This window comes from Paenibacillus sp. DS2015, from assembly GCF_050433705.1.
GTDB lineage: Bacteria > Bacillota > Bacilli > Paenibacillales > Paenibacillaceae > Paenibacillus_AQ.
In genome coordinates this window covers 84,238-100,935 of record NZ_JBNPWS010000009.1, presented here as the reverse complement: position 1 = coordinate 100,935, position 16,698 = coordinate 84,238, and the positions used below count along the sequence as shown (strand labels likewise).

16 protein-coding genes, 1 pseudogene and 1 riboswitch are annotated in these 16,698 nt (G+C 40.3%); of the genes and pseudogenes, 3 read left to right on the top strand and 14 right to left on the bottom strand.

The features are described 5' to 3' along the window. Positions 1–44: 44 nt before the first annotated feature. The 5 genes from J2T13_RS10630 to J2T13_RS10610 all read right to left on the bottom strand — a co-directional run bounded on the left by J2T13_RS10630 (position 45) and on the right by J2T13_RS10610 (position 2,784). Complete coding sequence (locus tag J2T13_RS10630; RefSeq protein ID WP_429371005.1) at positions 45–497, bottom strand: hypothetical protein; 453 nt, start codon at positions 495–497, stop codon at positions 45–47. After that, positions 498–710 (bottom strand): helix-turn-helix transcriptional regulator, encoded by a 213-nt coding sequence (locus J2T13_RS10625; RefSeq protein WP_429371003.1) that lies wholly within the window; start codon positions 708–710, stop codon positions 498–500. Positions 711–1,068: 358 nt separating this feature from the next. Then, the gene (locus J2T13_RS10620) at positions 1,069–1,413 is read right to left on the bottom strand and encodes a hypothetical protein (RefSeq protein ID WP_429371002.1); all 345 of its coding nucleotides are present in this window, start codon (positions 1,411–1,413) and stop codon (positions 1,069–1,071) included. A gap of 7 nt (positions 1,414–1,420) precedes the next feature. Further along, complete coding sequence (locus J2T13_RS10615) at positions 1,421–1,828, bottom strand: hypothetical protein (protein ID WP_429371000.1); 408 nt, start codon at positions 1,826–1,828, stop codon at positions 1,421–1,423. A gap of 302 nt (positions 1,829–2,130) precedes the next feature. Beyond that, positions 2,131–2,784 carry a M48 family metallopeptidase gene (locus tag J2T13_RS10610; RefSeq protein ID WP_429370998.1) on the bottom strand — a complete coding sequence of 218 codons (654 nt, stop codon included), beginning with the start codon at positions 2,782–2,784 and terminating at the stop codon, positions 2,131–2,133. 141 nt (positions 2,785–2,925) lie between these two features. Here J2T13_RS10610 and J2T13_RS10605 point away from each other — a divergent pair, with 141 nt between their 5' ends. Beyond that, a complete protein-coding gene (locus J2T13_RS10605) occupies positions 2,926–3,834 on the top strand; it encodes an EamA family transporter (protein ID WP_429370996.1) in 909 nt (302 codons plus the stop codon). Positions 3,835–3,894: 60 nt separating this feature from the next. Here the strand turns inward: J2T13_RS10605 and J2T13_RS10600 are convergent, their stop codons facing one another. The 8 genes and pseudogenes from J2T13_RS10600 to J2T13_RS10565 all read right to left on the bottom strand — a co-directional run bounded on the left by J2T13_RS10600 (position 3,895) and on the right by J2T13_RS10565 (position 13,502). Then, entirely contained in the window at positions 3,895–4,812 is a 918-nt protein-coding gene (locus J2T13_RS10600) for a hypothetical protein (protein WP_429370995.1), read from the bottom strand. 183 nt (positions 4,813–4,995) lie between these two features. Next, on the bottom strand, positions 4,996–6,126 hold the full coding sequence (locus J2T13_RS10595; protein WP_429370993.1) for a hypothetical protein: 1,131 nt from the start codon (positions 6,124–6,126) through the stop codon (positions 4,996–4,998). Between the two features lie 345 nt (positions 6,127–6,471). After that, a pseudogene (locus J2T13_RS10590) lies at positions 6,472–7,563 on the bottom strand (cobalamin-independent methionine synthase II family protein); the annotation flags it as partial. Between the two features lie 302 nt (positions 7,564–7,865). Then, positions 7,866–9,317 carry an amino acid permease gene (locus tag J2T13_RS10585; protein ID WP_429370991.1) on the bottom strand — a complete coding sequence of 484 codons (1,452 nt, stop codon included), beginning with the start codon at positions 9,315–9,317 and terminating at the stop codon, positions 7,866–7,868. Positions 9,318–9,472: 155 nt separating this feature from the next. After that, a riboswitch (Lysine riboswitch) is annotated at positions 9,473–9,661 on the bottom strand. Between the two features lie 400 nt (positions 9,662–10,061). After that, positions 10,062–10,952, bottom strand: a complete 891-nt coding sequence (locus tag J2T13_RS10580) for a HAMP domain-containing sensor histidine kinase (RefSeq protein WP_429370989.1) — start codon at positions 10,950–10,952, stop codon at positions 10,062–10,064. A 34-nt stretch (positions 10,953–10,986) separates the two neighbouring features. Next, a complete protein-coding gene (locus tag J2T13_RS10575) occupies positions 10,987–11,790 on the bottom strand; it encodes an ABC transporter permease (protein ID WP_429370987.1) in 804 nt (267 codons plus the stop codon). After that, positions 11,783–12,706, bottom strand: coding sequence for an ABC transporter ATP-binding protein (locus J2T13_RS10570; RefSeq protein WP_429370985.1), 924 nt, complete (start codon positions 12,704–12,706; stop codon positions 11,783–11,785). Before J2T13_RS10570 ends, J2T13_RS10575 begins: the two co-directional genes overlap by 8 nt. A 115-nt stretch (positions 12,707–12,821) precedes the next feature. Next, on the bottom strand, positions 12,822–13,502 hold the full coding sequence (locus J2T13_RS10565; protein WP_429370983.1) for a response regulator transcription factor: 681 nt from the start codon (positions 13,500–13,502) through the stop codon (positions 12,822–12,824). Positions 13,503–13,647: 145 nt separating this feature from the next. Between J2T13_RS10565 and J2T13_RS10560 the strand changes: the two genes are divergently transcribed. Further along, a complete protein-coding gene (locus tag J2T13_RS10560) occupies positions 13,648–14,100 on the top strand; it encodes a hypothetical protein (RefSeq protein WP_429370981.1) in 453 nt (150 codons plus the stop codon). After that, positions 14,097–14,807: a class I SAM-dependent methyltransferase gene (locus J2T13_RS10555; protein WP_429370979.1), complete on the top strand. Its 711-nt coding sequence runs from the start codon at positions 14,097–14,099 to the stop codon at positions 14,805–14,807. The genes J2T13_RS10560 and J2T13_RS10555 overlap by 4 nt, the downstream gene beginning before the upstream one ends. Positions 14,808–15,080: 273 nt before the next feature. Here J2T13_RS10555 and J2T13_RS10550 read toward each other — a convergent pair whose 3' ends face one another. Continuing rightward, positions 15,081–16,685, bottom strand: a complete 1,605-nt coding sequence (locus tag J2T13_RS10550; protein WP_429371116.1) for an amidohydrolase — start codon at positions 16,683–16,685, stop codon at positions 15,081–15,083. Between the last annotated feature and the right edge of the window lie 13 nt (positions 16,686–16,698).

The window sequence follows — 16,698 nt, the reverse complement described above, 5'->3', positions numbered from 1 at the left end:
CAGATATATACGATTTATATATCTGAGTTTGGTGAAGTCGAATCTCAATATTTTTTCGTATAGTACAACTTTAATATTAGCTTAACTAACCCCAAGAAAATCAAAGTTGCCGATAATGTAAAGAACACCGTTTCGTTAAAAAATCCCGCTGTAATCACCGCTACCGCAATGATGCCCATAGAAAGGAAGAATCCTGCTCCACCGATCTTATCTCGAATTAATTTTGCTCGCTCATCATTTTCTTTAATGTAAAGCTCTTTTAACTTGCCGGAATCTTTCATAGCTTGCCTATATTTGCCTATGGTAAGTAGCATAATGATTTGCACGCCAAGGAAAATCCCTATTTGAAAACCATGAATATAATCTGAGATATTCTCGCTACTCCCCACTACTACCAACCCGTATCTACCCATTACAAAGATAAATAACAAGGCTATTACATTAATACCACCCATTTCAGCTGTTCTTTTTTTCAATGTTTCCCTAAACTGCTCCATCTACATCTCCTCCGCTTCTGAGAAATCAAATACCTCTTCAATGGTCTTTCCAAAATATTTAGCAATCTTATATGCCAACACCAATGATGCCGTGTACTTCTCACGTTCCAATGAAGTGATTGTTTGTCTGGTTACCCCAACTGCCAATGCAAGCTCCTCTTGGGATATCTTGTTGTGCTTGCGAAGTTCTTGAATTTTAGTCCTCAATCCCACACCTCCAAATGTAAAGCTTACATTACATTTATAGTATAGTTAGCTTTGCATATATTGTCAAGTATACTTTGCATTAATCCAATAAAAGGATATGTAAACACAAAAAAAATGGTCACATTTATCTCAAAATGTAACCGTCATTTTTAAAGTTTCATAGCACGCCCATTATACAGTAATTCTCAAATCTGATTTCTCTGACTGTAAGTGTTATTTCGAACTGTCTACACAGCTAAAAAGATCCCCCAGACCATAGTCTGAGGGATCTTGCACTTAAATCTGGCGTAATTAGTGAAATAGAGTAGGGTATTCCAATTCACCTCTCTAATAAAATATATTAATTAAGTAGTTCCTCCAATACTCACTCTCTAAAATCTATGATTAACCAATACAAACTAAAATGTGCGATAGCATAAAAGGCTACCATGGTTATGAAATGATTCAACATGGTTAGCGCAACAATATTCTCTTTCTTCGAACTTTGTGCCACTTTATAGTTAACCATTAGTAAAGGCGCTGCTCCAATCATGGAAGTTGTTAAGCTAGATGCAACTAAATTAACTTCGGGATATATACTCCATGCATATAAAACCCTCCCGACAAACAATAGTGCAACCAACAGTCCAAATAGCGACGTAAATATAACTGCAAAATAAATCCACCAATACTTTAAATGAGTGAGAAGAAAGAGTTTAATATAGTTCATATTCACCTCAATAATAATTTGATAGAGTAGGGTATTTCAATCCGGGTTCATAATAAAATAACCCAATTGCATGTACCTTTGTTAAATCTAACGAGGTATTATCTTCGGGCATTATCACATTCCCCTTCTCATCCTTAGCAGTCCAAGGACCTACATCTGTACCTAGTCTTTTAAACGCCCAGCTGCTTCCTGCTCCTTCACCAACAAGATCATTTTTATAGTAATAATTAGTTAATTTTTGACTAATGCTATTTACATTCCCCTGTTTGAACAACCCATTAGAAAAGTAATCCACTTGATTATATCCTAATCCATTAAAGGTGGCCGAGTGGATAGGAGGTGTGATATCACTCTTAAAGAACCCAAATGTTCCATCGTTCGCATCATAAATCTTATATAATACATCTTGAACCAATCTTTATTCTATATATACCAAATAAATACTTATTTGATATATTTATATCATATGCTATCTAGCAAAATATTCAAGTAACAATTTTCATATTTCACCTTATCTTTTACATTACTTTCTTTATTTTCCGACAAAAAAATCCATCCCAGAATTGGTATGGATGATAACTCTATTTAGTTTATAGATGAAATCATTTGACTGAGTGGATCGGTTACACTCCGTCAATTATAAATGAAGCTTCAATATTGGTATATGTTGTACTGACACTCTTGATTCACGAGTACTTTTTCTGGCAACATGATCCTTTAAAGTGTCATAGCACGCCCATACTGCGCTAAAAATTCTTCCTTTTTCTTATAATCTGGCATAACACTTCCTAGACGTCTCCAGAATGATCGATCATGATTCATATGAATGAGATGACATAGTTCATGAATGATCACATAATCAATAACTTCAATCGGAGCCATGGCTAGCCGATAATTAAAGGTTAGCTTTTTATCCGAATTACAACTCCCCCATTTGGTTCTAGATTCCACGATCTCAATGGTTTTAGGCTTTACCCCAAGTTGAATTTGATAAATTTTTATTCGTTCCCCTACAATCTTCTTACAGCTAGAGAAATAGAACTTCTTGAGATTTTTTTTGAGTTCCTCTTCTTCCAGCTCAGTAGTCTCTATTAATTCATGAAGAAAATGCTCTTTCCCGAGATAAAGGAACTTCCCCTCATCCTGATACTCTCTTGGTTTATGGGTTTCTCTTGCCTTCGCAATGCCATGTGTTTTCTCAAGTATCCATTTACCTTGATGTTCCACAGCGCTTATAATATTCTCTTCACTTGTATCTTTGGGCACTTTAACTGTTATGAGACCTAACGAATCGATATGAATTGATATTTTCTTTCTACTTCCATATTGAACATTAAAGGCTATTATATTATTTTCAAATTCAATTTTCATAAGTACACCATCATTTCTATGCAGTAATTCTCAACTCTGATTTTTCTTGACATCCATGGAACATTGATTATACTAATATAGCTTTGTAAATTGACGCTGTCTATTCGAAGGTTATTAAATCTATCACAAGGAGTACATATCATGTGGTTTATATTTGCTTTGATAACAGCCCTCGCCTGGGGAGCTGCTGACCTATTTTATAAAAAAGGTACGGATAGTAACGATAAGTTTAGTCATATTAAGATTGTCATTATCGTAGGCTTGGTCATGGGTATTCACGGTACGGCTTATATGTTCATTCAAGGGATAGCCTTTGATCCCATAGACTTGATCCGATACTTTCCTGTGTCTGCACTCTACATCTTGTCGATGGCGATCGGTTATATTGGTCTGAGATACCTTGACCTTTCGATTGCTTCTCCCGTACAGAATTCTTCTGGAGCCGTAACAGCTATCCTATTGTTCATATTCTTCACCCACGAGCTGGGCATTGTTGAAATATTGGGTGTGGCCATTATCACCTTGGGCGTTATTGGAATTGCTATATTGGAAAAAAATGCAGAACATGCGGCCCTCCGAGCTAGTTCCACACAGATCGATAAGAAATATCAAATTGGCTTTATGGCCATCCTCTTCCCGATTCTATATTGTATAATCGATGGACTTGGAACCTTTGCCGATGCGATCTATCTGGATGAGCTCAGTCTGATCAGTGAAGACTCAGCCTTACTTGCTTATGAATTCACTTTCTTCTTTTGTGCCGTTTTGTCATTTGTATACCTTAAATTTGTTAAGAAACAACAACTCAACGTGTTTAAGGAACGGGACAAAGGCTGCGCGGCCATCTTGGAAACAACCGGTCAGTTCTTCTATGTGTTCGCTATGTCTAATAACGCCATAATCGCGGCACCCCTCATAGCTTCGTATAGCATATTTTCAATCATACTAGCTCGAATATTCCTCAAGGAGAGGCTAAGTAAGATACAGTATGCGGTTATTGTTGTTGTCATTATTGGTATTGCACTGCTGGGTATTGCTGATGAACTCTAAATATTTGTTTACTACCAACTTCGGGGACTGATTCCTCGAAGTTTTATATTTTTAGAAGTCTCATTCATTAGAGACATGCTCCAATTGCCTAACAACTCCAGAACATTGTCTGGTTAGATAAGGCGAAACGTCGCCAACTCCGGATACTGCTTCTAGTAACGCAAACGTGTGCCCGCCCCACGGACCTTGTGGATCAAATACTTGCCTGCCAATTCGCAAGCCTCCTGTCTCCAAATAACTGTGCAGACGTTGCATTCCTTCACCAAGCAGGTCGACCGGTAGCGGCTTATTCCTGCGTCGGGACCATTCCGCCAAGAAGGACATGCCGCGCAATATATCATATTCAAAAAACCTCGGAAAGCAAGGCTTTAACCATTCCATGTCGATGATGTGCCCATTTTGTTTGGAACATACAAGACGATGTTCAATCAAATAACGTGCGCCTTGATCCAAGAAAACAGCTTCCTGTACAGTGAATTCCCGATTTGTATACCACAGAATAGCCTCAAGCGGAGGCAGTGTCGAAACGATAGAACTCTTATTAGATTGAGTATAAGCCTCTGGATCACAGTTCAGTCCCCCATCAGACAGCTGATGCTTTAAGAACCATTCGCGAATCCAAGGCAGATCATTATCCAAATCACAGCCATAGGCCATTAAAATCATATAGTACACAGCAAGTTCACAATGGCAGCAATCCATTTTCATTTTATCAACTTCACTTATTGGATGGTCATCGGTGGATATGATAAAGGTGGGCCATGTTAGAAATTCGAGCCAATATTTCGCTCTAGCAATAGCAGACTTGGGGATTTGTTTCACTTCCCCCATTTCGAAAAGAACTGCCATATGCCACCAGGCTCCATCCCATTTTCTACGGCTATCCCCGCAACGATCCATCGCCAAATCTGGAGTAGATTCAAGAAATCGTATAGACTCTTCGATTGCATAACGAATATTCTGATTATTATTACCCAACTTGATATCCCCTTTTGGTCTCCTTCTACAGGAGTTGCCCTTTACAGATAACAGCCAATAGAGTCGCCTCTGTCCACTCCATAGCAGCAAATGAATGTACTTTCCTTGTAATCCTACTCAAGAACGGATGGGCTGTCTTGTCCAAGGTATTTTCACCGTAGTTAGCGCACTAAAAAAGCCCGCTTACTCAGGCCACTCAAAAGATTCATCTTCAATTTCTCGCTTCATCTCATCGAAGAACCATGTGACTCCCTTCCACCAATTCGGATCCTCTGCATAGGTCTGGTTTAACCATTGAATCGGGTGATTCCCTGCTGGACGTCTACCGCTAATATTAGCTACGGTCTTCGCTGCAATGGTAGCTGAACCTGCAATCGTTGTGTTGTAGCTCTCCCAGCTACCAAATACATTAAAAGGATTATTCGCTATTTTTTCTACACTTTTATGATTTTTTCGCACGAATCCCTGCTCTTGGCCAGTAATGGCAAAAAGCAAAAGAGGGTGAACATCGTATTCCTTGCTAGCTTCCACAATCGCAGACAAGTACGGTTCCTCAGCTAAAAGGGAATTCCTATTCCGCAGGTATTGCTGCAACCGCTTCGTATCTATAGACACATATTTGAGTACGGTAGGGATTCCTGATTGCATCTCCCCGTTATCCTTAATTGTGGGTGGCAGTATATTTATTGGATCTGCATATGATGAAGGTGCAGATGACTGTCGATCTAATGGCAAGATTAGCAGAACCGCGAGAATAACAACAAAGAAACATGCCATTGCAATAGCTATCCTTCGATTGAAGCCTTGTTTGTTCCTGTATGGAACAACCGGTTCGCTAGCAACCGCAAGCTCCTTACCGACACTCTGGTCTTGTTGATCCTGATTCTGATTCTGATTCTGATTCTGACCCCATTCCTGCTCCAAGACTTGAAGGGAGACTGTAGGCAATCGTTGCTGAGACCATCGATGAACGATGTTTCGAGCATCCTCTTCCTGTACGGGAACAGAAGATTTGCTGCATACCCATACAGCTAGGGACGATAACAGATCTTCATTGCTCAAATCTAGAGACATACAATATTGAAGCACATCATCTGCCTGAATGATGAGAGAGTCTCTATGCTTCATTAGAAGATCGTGACAAACCCGCTTCTTCACCTCATCTGGAAAAGAAGGCAGGCGACTCTCGATAATCCGATGTACCGCATCCGCTAATACGGATGCCCGTTGCTTCGGATCAAGACTAGCGTGTTTATGTTCAATATAATGCTTCAACCGTACAACTTCTCCACCAGATAATACATACTCTTGCATCCTAATGATCCCAGCCCATCCTGATGTTCAATTAGAGAACGACTCCCTATGAAGATAATTCCATATCCAGTCTGGAATATCCTTCAATCTTGCTAACTCCAAACTTAACATAGTCTATAAAGTTATTTTATATTTCACCTATCCACTCTTATATTTTTGTACGCTATTTTGGCTCACAACAAAAAACAGCTTGAGGACAGCCGTGTAGCCATCGTCAAACTGCAAGGCTTCGCTGCCGGGGGGCGTTTCTAAATTTATAGAAACCATTCACGTTTTCTTATCAAAAAAAACTCCAAGATTGGAGTTTTTTTGATTTTTAAATACACGTTCAAGATGAGTCGCCAATTACTTACCCCAATATTGCTGGGCAATACGTTGTCCTTGTTTAATTTTCATCCACTGTTCATCTTCCGTTAATTCATTTCCGCCATCACAGGATGCAAAACCGCATTGATGAGAAAGTAGTAATCTATCCTTGGCAATAATTTTCGATGCTTCATCAAGCATTCTAACTACTCGATCCTCATCGTCAAGCGTATTGGTTTTCGAAGACAACAATCCAAGTACAATTTCCGTTTCAGGCTTATCTTTAAAAACTGCAAGCGCCTCAAGTGAGCCTGCACGTTCATCATCCCATTCAAGGAAAAAGCGATCGTATTTAAGCTGCTTCAAGAACAGATTAGCAATTTTGGCATATGAGCCACCACCCATATTACGGGAATCATAGTTACCACGACAGTTATGAGTCCACATTTTCAAGCCTAAGCTATGACCAAATTCAATTATTGTATTGTTAATATCAATAAATTCTGTAGCTAGAGCCTGTACTTCCTCTTGATTGATATTCTCACCCGTATATGGAGAGTTCGGGTTATCATCTGCAAATATCTCCCATAAGCAATCGTCAAATTGAAGGATTTTTCCTCCAGCAGTAGCAAATTCCTCGACAAATTCTTTATATGCCTTAACTAAACCGTTTTTAAGCTCATGTCTATCCTTATAAACTGCATCTTTGCCACCAATGTTATCTGACCAAGATAACTCACCAAGAATATGTGATGGAGAAGGTACGCACAGCTTTGTTTCACGGTCGCCAGCAAGGGCTTGAAGTTCTTTAAATACATGAATAAAATGATGGTTCTTTCCACCCAATTCATCTGTAATGCGCAAACCAATATCTTTTCGAGTCTCATATTTTGAAGTTCCATCTGTATCTCTGAAAAAATATCCATGATCCGCTATATAGCGGCTAATCCCTTGGAAGCCCCAGACAAAATCCAGATGCCACATAGATTTGGAATATTCTCCATCAGTGAGAGTGGACAAACCATTTTTAATTTCTTTATCAACCACATTCTGAATCGCATCAGATTCACACTGCTCATACCCTTGAAAATCTTGGTAAAAGGGATAACTAATATCATCACGATTTGAAATAGTGGAAAATGCACTAACGTATGTACAAGAGAATCAACCTGAAGTGTTTGCTCATAAACTAGTACATTTTATTGAACACACGACTTTTATTAAATAAAATTGCAAAAGCAACTCAGATCTGGTGGGTTATTTGGAAATACAAAAGCTCAAGCATTATTTCAGCTTGAGCCATTACATGTTGTATGGAAATTACTTGGAGTAAAAGTTTCAAAATCTCAGCAAACTTCTTAATTGTCATAATGAAAATTGAGTTAAGTAGATTAAGGCTGACCTGTCCCTTTGCTTATGACTCCCCCTTCATTTTAGTCAAATTCACAATCTTTAAGAGGAATGACTTTGGTCTTGTACACAAATTTATAGCCTAGCCATACAGCTAAGAATAACGGGATTCCGATATAGGAAACAAGCACACCATACCAATCGATCGTTTCTCCAGTGAAAGCTTTAAAGTTCTGGCCGATAATAACGAACATGCATAGTGCAAAGGCAAAGAGTGGACCTAACGGGAACCACTTGGCCCTATAAGGAAGTTCACTTAAATCCCGACCTTGTGCAACGAATGCCCTACGGAAACGGTAATGACTAATTGCGATTCCAAGCCATGTAATAAATCCGCACATGCCAGAAGCATTCAGCAGCCATAAATACACAACCCCATCACCGAAGAAGGAAGCTAGGAACGCAAGCATGCCGACTGCACAAGTGACCAGCAGCGCATTAATAGGAACACCGCGTTTGTTTAATTTCTCTAGAAACTTAGGTGCTTTGCCGTCTTTGGCAAGTACCCATAGTACACGTGTAGATGCATACATCCCCGAGTTACCAGCAGACAGCACCGAAGTCAAAATGACGGCATTCATAATAGCAGCCGCGAAGGCAATTCCCGCTTTTTCAAACACAAGAGTGAACGGACTAACTGCAATATTCTCAATTCCAGCTTGCATCAAGCTCGGATGTGTAAATGGAATCAACATGCCAATTATAAAGATTGCAAAAATATAGAAAAACAGAATACGCCAGAAGATTTGTTTAATGGCCTTCGGTACGTTCTCACGTGGGTTCTCACTTTCACCCGCTGCAATGCCGACAAGCTCGGTTCCTTGGAACGAATAACCCGCTGCCATAAAGATACCAAGAAACGCTAGAAAACCACCATGGAACGGTCCACCGTCTAGTGTGAAATTACTGAAACCAGTTGGCTTCGAGCCGCCCATTATACCAAATATCATAAGCACCCCAACAATCAAGAAGATGATGACAACGGTAATTTTGATCAATGCAAACCAGTATTCCGATTCACCATATCCTTTGACAGACATTAAATTCAAACCGAAAATAATGGCAAGGAACAGGAAGCTCCACAGATAAGAAGGACTATCAGGAAACCAATATTTAATAATAAGAGTTGCTGCTGTAAGCTCAGAGGCAATCGTAATCGCCCAGTTAAACCAGAAATTCCATCCTAGGGCGAATCCCAAAGAAGGATCCACGAAGCGGCTCGCATATGTGTTAAAAGATCCCGATTCTGGCATATAGGTTGCAAGTTCTCCCAAACTAGTCATAAGGAAGTACACCATAATGCCCACCGCTATATATGCGAGAAGAGCTCCTCCTGGACCAGCTTCTGCTATTGCACTACCACTAGCAAGGAACAAGCCTGTACCAATGGAGCCTCCAAGTGCAATCATCGTGAGGTGACGAGCCTTGAGCCCGCGTTTCAATTGCTGTGGCTCAGTCGTATTGTTTGATGACATTTAAAACACTCCTTAATCATATTGTCGATAATATTGTTCTGGAGTGGGAAACAAGAAGAAACGGTGACACCGTCTTTCAGAACATACGTTTCTTATGGCTACAAAAAAAAACGCTCACAGAGGTGAACGTTTTATATCGTTCCCATCTTATCTTCTTTGAAGATAGCTCATCACAAATTTACTTATCATAAATTTGTAACAGTTCTGCACCTTCCGGCAACAGTCCCAGCCCAATTGCCCAGAGCAGCAATCAAACTTCGGCGGTAGTTCCTTTCAACAGCTTCAATGACGTTCTCTGCGTCTCCACTGATCTACTTCTAACAACCGCGACCTCTACCTCACCGTTTGATAGGATGAGGATTGTATTCAATTTAATTTAGAAGAATATTATAACGAACATTGAGAGGGTAAACAATGGTATAAATAGTGTATTAGATTCTAGGAGAGTAACATCATGTGAAATAAGAGGCTAGATGAGTAGGGATTAGAAGCAGATTATTGATCAAAAAATCAATGAACAAGAAGTAAACGAAGGGTGCACGACTACTCGGCACCCTTCCATTTTAGTAACACTACGCACTCCACATGTGTAGAGTGCTGGAACATTTTTTGTTCCTACTATGCGGATCTCTTTAAAACCGATTTGCGCTCCAAATATGTATAGTCAGTAGGAGCTTTAGGCTCCTACCAGTTTAATTCATTCGTTAAATTTAACGTAAGATCGTAGAAGCACTTCAATCTATCTTATTTGTAAAGCGGGAGTGCAACCCATATCTCAATCATATCTTCCTGCAATTCTGCCCCTACCCTGCCACCCATCTTCTCTGTCAGCAGCTTGACGATCGACAGACCCAGGCCGGTACTTTTGCGCCTTGCCCGATCTCCGGTATAGAAACGATCAAACAACCGATCCACATCAATTTCAGCAGCGTTTTCCAGCAAATTTTTGAATGATACGACTACGCTTTCCCCCATCGAAACGTTGACCGTAAGATCTCCGGCGGCATGTGTCACACAGTTACGTATTAGATTATGCATAATGCGCATAGTCATTTCATAATCGGCAATCACAAACACCTGTGGCGCTTCCTGAAAGTGTACCGTCAAGCCACGCTCTTCAAAAGTGGGTACTTCAGTAGCAAGGCACTCCATCACAAGATTGGTCACATTGATGCGCGAGGGACTAAACTCCGATTCCGCACTCACTAAATAGGAATACTCAAAAAAATGTTCGATCAAGATTCCAAGTTCATCGGCGTGTTTCTGCGCCACTTGTAGCTTTTCTTGCTGCTTGGCGGTCAACCCGCCTTTGGCCATAAGCTGCTGATAGCCTTTGATGGCAGTAAGCGGGGTACGCAGATCATGGGAGATATTCGCGATGAGCTCCTTGAACCGCCTTTCCTCGCGGGTACTTTCCAGCCGTAGAGTTTCCTCCGATTTTAAACATTCATTAATGTGGGAGGCTAGCCTGTTCAATTCGCTATTTATTAACTCCAAACGAATGGGCTGTCTTGTCTTTTCGGTCAACCTTTTAGCAAGCTGGCAATTGATGCTACGGAACTGGTTTTGGAGCCATATGATATACACAACGAGCAGGGTCGAGACCACGAATAACACAATAACCAACAGTTCCACAGCATCACCACCTTACCTTTCTAGCATCTTTCTATTATTTAAGTTCAGTTCTTCTGAATGTAATGTAAGTAATGGCAAGCATAATAGCAATAAATACCAGACTCACAAGGATAGCCTTGATAAAGTCACTCGGTGCGGCATCCAGCGTCATCAAGGGCGGGTAGCCTATTGCGAATGGCGTATAAGAAAAAACAGTACCCCATGATGGATAACTTTCCTTTAATAACGTCGCTTGTGCTAAAAGCATGGAGACAATAACACCAATACCTACCACTAATACTGGCTTCTTCTTCAGCACGAAAGCGAGTAACACGCAAATACTCAACTGTGCTGCATACACGATCATCATCGTCAGCATGATTGCACACAGTTTCACAATCAATGGAAGGGTAACCTGCAACCCTGATTCATTCGCTAATATATCAAGAAACACTGATGCAACAAAGGGTGTGCCGAACTCATAACCCGTGCAGAATGCAATGCCTGTTATGACGGAATAGGGCAGCACCATCAGCGCGATAACGAAGAAATATACGAGCGCTTTGGCTACCATAACCGTTCCCCTGCCCGTACCGCATAGAACAGCATTATGAATCGTTTTATTCTCAAAATCCCCACATATGAATATTCCTGCGATAATAGATCCAATGATTGACACCATCGCTGCATCGGATAGCAAAGAAGCCGTACCGCTGATCTCCATACCCAGCCGTCCCTGTGCTAATAAGTAAGAAATAACAGTCACTAACACAGCACTCAGACACATGATACCCAAAAATATTTGAATTGCCGTCGATTTGCGTAGTTTATATAAATCAGCCTTCATGAGATTAAACATTCCGCCCACCCCCAATAACAGATATAAAGTAATCCTCAAGGGTGTCACCCTCATTGGATAAGTTTGTAACGATAATCCCGCTTTCAAAGAGGACTCTTGATACTCGTTCTTTGTCATTAACATAATCATATAGCTTAATGTTCTTATCTGGCATAACTTTGTAGTTCGTTGTATTCAGTTTCATTTCCAAAATGCTAACTAATTTCTCCGGTTGATCGCAACTTATCAGAAGGTGGTGTTTGCAGCGCTCTTCAAGCTGGGTAAGCGTTAGTGTCTGTTTGACTTCGCCATTATGAATGATAATGTAATCCGTTGCCGTCTGATACAGCTCCGGTAAATTATGACTTGAAATGAGTATTGTCAATTGTTGTTCTTCACACAGTTTTTTTAGCAGATTCCGGACTTCAACTACACCTAACGGATCAAGCCCATTGATTGGCTCATCCAGAATAAGCAATTCAGGATTACCAAGCAAAGCAACAGCAATTCCTAAACGCTGCTTCATACCCAGCGAGAAATCCTTCGCTTTCTTCTTACCAGTATCCGTAAGGCCAACAAGCTCTAGCACCTCATCTTCCACTTCCTTATTCGGGATACCTCGCATAATTCTGTGAAATGTAAGATTTTCCTTTGCCGTCATGTTCGGAGTAAGACTAGGGTATTCAATCATACATCCAATCCTTCTTCGCTCGATCTGCAAAGCCTTCTCACCGGTATGACCAAAGAGCTCAACGCTCCCACTGGTAGGGAAACTTAGCCCCGTAACCAGCCGCATTAGCGTCGTTTTTCCGGCACCATTTTGTCCGATTAAGCCATATATTTTACCGAATTCCAAAGTTACCGATACATCCTGCAAAGCCTTGATACCGTGATAGCTTTTCGTCAGGTTAACTGTTTTCAGTACGTGTTCATTCATTTGTCTGTTCACCTATCCCTTCTATATAACCCAAGTCTAATGCGGAAAGGTTTAGAAAAGGTTAAGAGCGGCAAGAAAAGTATCTGAAAAAGAGACCACTGTTTCTGAAGATAGATTAGCCTTTGCATAGACGATAGCCCAAACCCCATACCGTTTCAATATACTCCTCATCCTGATTTGCTTTTTTCAACTTGTTTCGCAGATTGCTAATATGTATTTTGATGGTATTTTCGTCACCGAGATATTCATCTTGCCAAATTGATTCATACAAGTTGGCTTTGGTATAGACCTTACCTGGATGCTTTAACATCTGTTCCATAATCAGGTATTCCTTTGCGGTCAATTCAAGTTCAATATCACCGACGGTAACTCGTTTGGTGTTGTCATCCAACATTAAATCCTTGTACTTGAATACTTTGCCTTCCAAGATCTGTCGATTAGAGCGTCGTAGGTTTGCTTCTACACGTGCAACAACCTCGGTTAAATCTAAGGGCTTCGTTACATAATCATCCGCACCCCATTTTAACAGGTCTATCTTTGTACCGACCCTATCCTTCGCAGAAATGACAATGACAGGAATGTCGCTGAATTGACGCATCTCTTTCAGCACTTCTTCTCCAGACTTAAAAGGAAGCATGAGGTCAAGCAGCACCAAGATATAAGCGCCATCTCGAATCGCCTTGATTCCATCCATACCCGTATACACTGACTCTACCTGGAAACCTGCATCGGTAAGAGCTTCCGCTAGCAGTTTATTTATATCTTCGTTATCTTCAATAATTAATATTCTATTCATCTAATACCCATCTCCTTGTCCGATGTCCTTAGCATAACCTCGACAAGCCCGTATTTAAAGTATTTTCACATATCTTCTTCTGGTATTAATTCCTTAACGTTATCGTAAACCGAGAAAAGAAATCATTATAAACAGATAGCATACTATGCTAACAAAGCAGACATCTGCGCAGAAGTCGAGTATTATTAAAGAAGCTAAGCGCCTACTGAAGCCTGGTGTTAAATATGGTATTCATGAAATGAATCTTACGACCACTGATATAGATGAGGATACCAAGAAGGAAATACGTCAGGACCTAGCCAAAGCGATTCGTATTAATACTTCTCCATTAACGGTCGAAGAGTGGCAACAACTACTCATTCATCACGGATTTAAGATTATTTCTGTTCATACTGCCCCCATGCATTTGCTTCATTCCCGTAGGTTAATTAAGGACGAAGGATGGAAGGGCGTTCTTAAGATTATTTGCAATATTGTGATGGATCGCCAAGCAAGGCAAAGACTTCTAACGATGCGTAAGCAGTTTGTGAAATATTCCGCCCATATCCAAGGAGTCAGTATCATAGCCAAATTATTACCAGAGGAGCATACAGCATGAACACATTTTATCAAGTATTAACTCCCTATTATGATGAAATATTCCCTGTAAACGACAAACAACTTCTCTTTCTATCGTCATGTTTCCCAGTTGCTTCGACTTTGCTTGATGTTGGGGCTGGAACAGGTAATACCGCTGTAGCGATGGCGAATAATGGATATAGACTAACTGCTGCAGAACCCGAACATAGTATGGCTACTAGGATCAGGGAAAAGGCAGACAGTAGCAATCTTGCTATCAAAGTAATACCACACAGCATGCAGGAAATTTCTCAGCTCAATGAAACGTTCAACGGAATCTATTGTATCGGCAACACACTTCCCCACCTTAACAATTTAGAGGAAATAGCTACTTTTCTTCAATCTGCATATGACAGACTTATTGAATCGGGGATGTTGGTTATTCAAACGGTCAATTTCGAGAAAGTATTCCTTCAACAAGGATACTCCTTTCCAATCATACATAAAGAAAACTTTACCTTCACACGCCAATATGAGCTTCTGAATGAAAGTGTCCTGTTTACAACGATTCTGGAATGTCAGTCAGATACCCAGTCCAATACACTTCCCCTTTATCCTGTTACAAAAAAACAGTTGGAGAACGAGCTTCAAAATTGTGGATTTCACTCCATAGCTGTGTACGGTGATTACCGTAAGTCTCCCTACACAATAGAATCACCTGGACTCATTATCTCCGCAGTAAAGTAAATTCATTGATGTACTGGGTAGGTATGAGTACCGCTTCATAGCAACAATAAAAAAAGCATTTCAATCCACTAAGGGAATGAAGTGCTTCTTTCTCAATCTATTTATATGTACACATCCTAAGAATCTGACTGGCCCCTACTGAGCTAAAAAGGCTTTATGACATCCCTCAATCGGATAATATTAGTAATTCAATATTTCTAAATAGAAAAACCGAGCGAGATCAGGAATATCATCCTGAATCTCACTCGGTTATTTCATTACTATCGATTTCTGTTACTTAATATACGATACTTCGCCATCAATAATCGTCATTTCCACATTTGTGCTTAATAATTCGTCCGGATGCTCCATTGTAAATAGATCATGTGAAAACACCGTCATGTCAGCGAGCTTTCCACGTGTTAATGTGCCTTTTATATGCTCTTCGTTGGTTGCATATGCCCCGCCGATCGTAAATAACTTAACGGCTTCACTTATGGATAGTTTCTCTATCTCGTTCCAACCTGCATGATGAGATTGTGAAGGCAATCTCCGTGTCAGTGCTGCATGAACACCTAGTAAAGGATCAAATGGTTCTACAGGTGCATCAGATCCACCCGCACAGATGACGCCAGAGGATAGGAGGGTTCTCCATGCATAGAGATTTTTCTCTCGTTCCTCACCAAGTCTTTCTTGTATCCATGGATAATCACTCACAACAAATCTGGGTTGAATATCTGCAATTCGACTTGGATCAGCTAATCGCTTGATTAATTCGCCACGTATAAGAGACGCATGAATGATACGGTCGCGGTATTTACCTTTTGGCAACTGATCTAACACATCCAACACATTTTCTAACGCTTGATCACCAATGGTATGCACCGCAATGGCCATGCCAGACGCTCTTACCTCTTTACACATTTCAACCAGCCTTGCTTGTTCTTGCATCGCCTCTCCATAATGTCCTGGTGCATCATGATAAGATTCTGACAGTAGCGCGGTCCTTCTTCCAAACGCACCATCAGCAAACATTTTGATCGCACCTATTTGTAATCTCTCATTACCGAATCCAGTGTACATTCCTCTTTCTTGTAAATTCTTCAGGAATACATAATCAATAAGAAGATTGCATCTTGGTCCTAGTTGTTTATCATTAATAACTTCATCGTACAGTTTGTATGTTTGATCTAAACCGCCAAAGTATAAAGGATCATTCGTATGAACACTTGTTAAGCCAGATTCTACAGTAAGTCGCATCGCTTGTTCTAGTCCATATTTAAGTTCATCATAGGATTTATCCGGTATGTGATCCGTGATGAGCTTTGATGCAGATTCAAGTATCAACCCACTTGGCTTGCTAGTGACGGGATCTAGAACAATCTTTCCTCCTTTAGGAACTTCCATCGATGGATGATAATGACACACTTCAAGTGCCTTACTATTCACAAGAAATGCATGATAACAGGTTCTTTTCAGAAAGATAGGACAATGAGGAACAGCGTTATTTAATTCTTGGATCGTCGGAATTGTACTACCATCAGTAAATAAATTCTCATCCCAACCCATTCCAATTAACCATTTACCCTCAGGAATTACTTTTGCTTTTTCACTTATTTTATAGAGCATTTCGCCTTTTGATGAAACACCAACTAAATCCAAATCTAAAATATTAAATGCAACACCAGAGAGATGCAGATGGCTATCAATCATGCCAGGAGTCACCATTTTACCTTGTAGATCAATGATCTTAGATTCCTGTCTGCCCCATTGCAGAATCATATCTTCGGTTGAACCGCTATCTAGAATTTTCCCATTATTTACAACAATCGTTTCAACAATAGGTTGATTGGTATCCAGTGTATAGATTTTCCCATTTGTAAAAATAGTCTTTGACATCATGAATTCCCTT

Excerpts from the sequence above, each read along its gene's own strand:
- J2T13_RS10575 (WP_429370987.1), bottom strand. The coding sequence starts at position 11,790 with ATGTTTAATCTCATGAAGGCTGATTTATATAAACTACGCAAATCGACG.
- J2T13_RS10620 (WP_429371002.1), bottom strand. The coding sequence starts at position 1,413 with ATGAACTATATTAAACTCTTTCTTCTCACTCATTTAAAGTATTGGTGG.
- J2T13_RS10630 (WP_429371005.1), bottom strand. The coding sequence starts at position 497 with ATGGAGCAGTTTAGGGAAACATTGAAAAAAAGAACAGCTGAAATGGGT.
- J2T13_RS10570 (WP_429370985.1), bottom strand. The coding sequence starts at position 12,706 with ATGAATGAACACGTACTGAAAACAGTTAACCTGACGAAAAGCTATCAC.
- J2T13_RS10595 (WP_429370993.1), bottom strand. The coding sequence starts at position 6,126 with ATGCAAGAGTATGTATTATCTGGTGGAGAAGTTGTACGGTTGAAGCAT.
- J2T13_RS10610 (WP_429370998.1), bottom strand. The coding sequence starts at position 2,784 with ATGAAAATTGAATTTGAAAATAATATAATAGCCTTTAATGTTCAATAT.
- J2T13_RS10550 (WP_429371116.1), bottom strand. The coding sequence starts at position 16,685 with ATGTCAAAGACTATTTTTACAAATGGGAAAATCTATACACTGGATACC.
- J2T13_RS10560 (WP_429370981.1), top strand. The coding sequence starts at position 13,648 with ATGCTAACAAAGCAGACATCTGCGCAGAAGTCGAGTATTATTAAAGAA.
- J2T13_RS10555 (WP_429370979.1), top strand. The coding sequence starts at position 14,097 with ATGAACACATTTTATCAAGTATTAACTCCCTATTATGATGAAATATTC.
- J2T13_RS10605 (WP_429370996.1), top strand. The coding sequence starts at position 2,926 with ATGTGGTTTATATTTGCTTTGATAACAGCCCTCGCCTGGGGAGCTGCT.
- J2T13_RS10565 (WP_429370983.1), bottom strand. The coding sequence starts at position 13,502 with ATGAATAGAATATTAATTATTGAAGATAACGAAGATATAAATAAACTG.
- J2T13_RS10585 (WP_429370991.1), bottom strand. The coding sequence starts at position 9,317 with ATGTCATCAAACAATACGACTGAGCCACAGCAATTGAAACGCGGGCTC.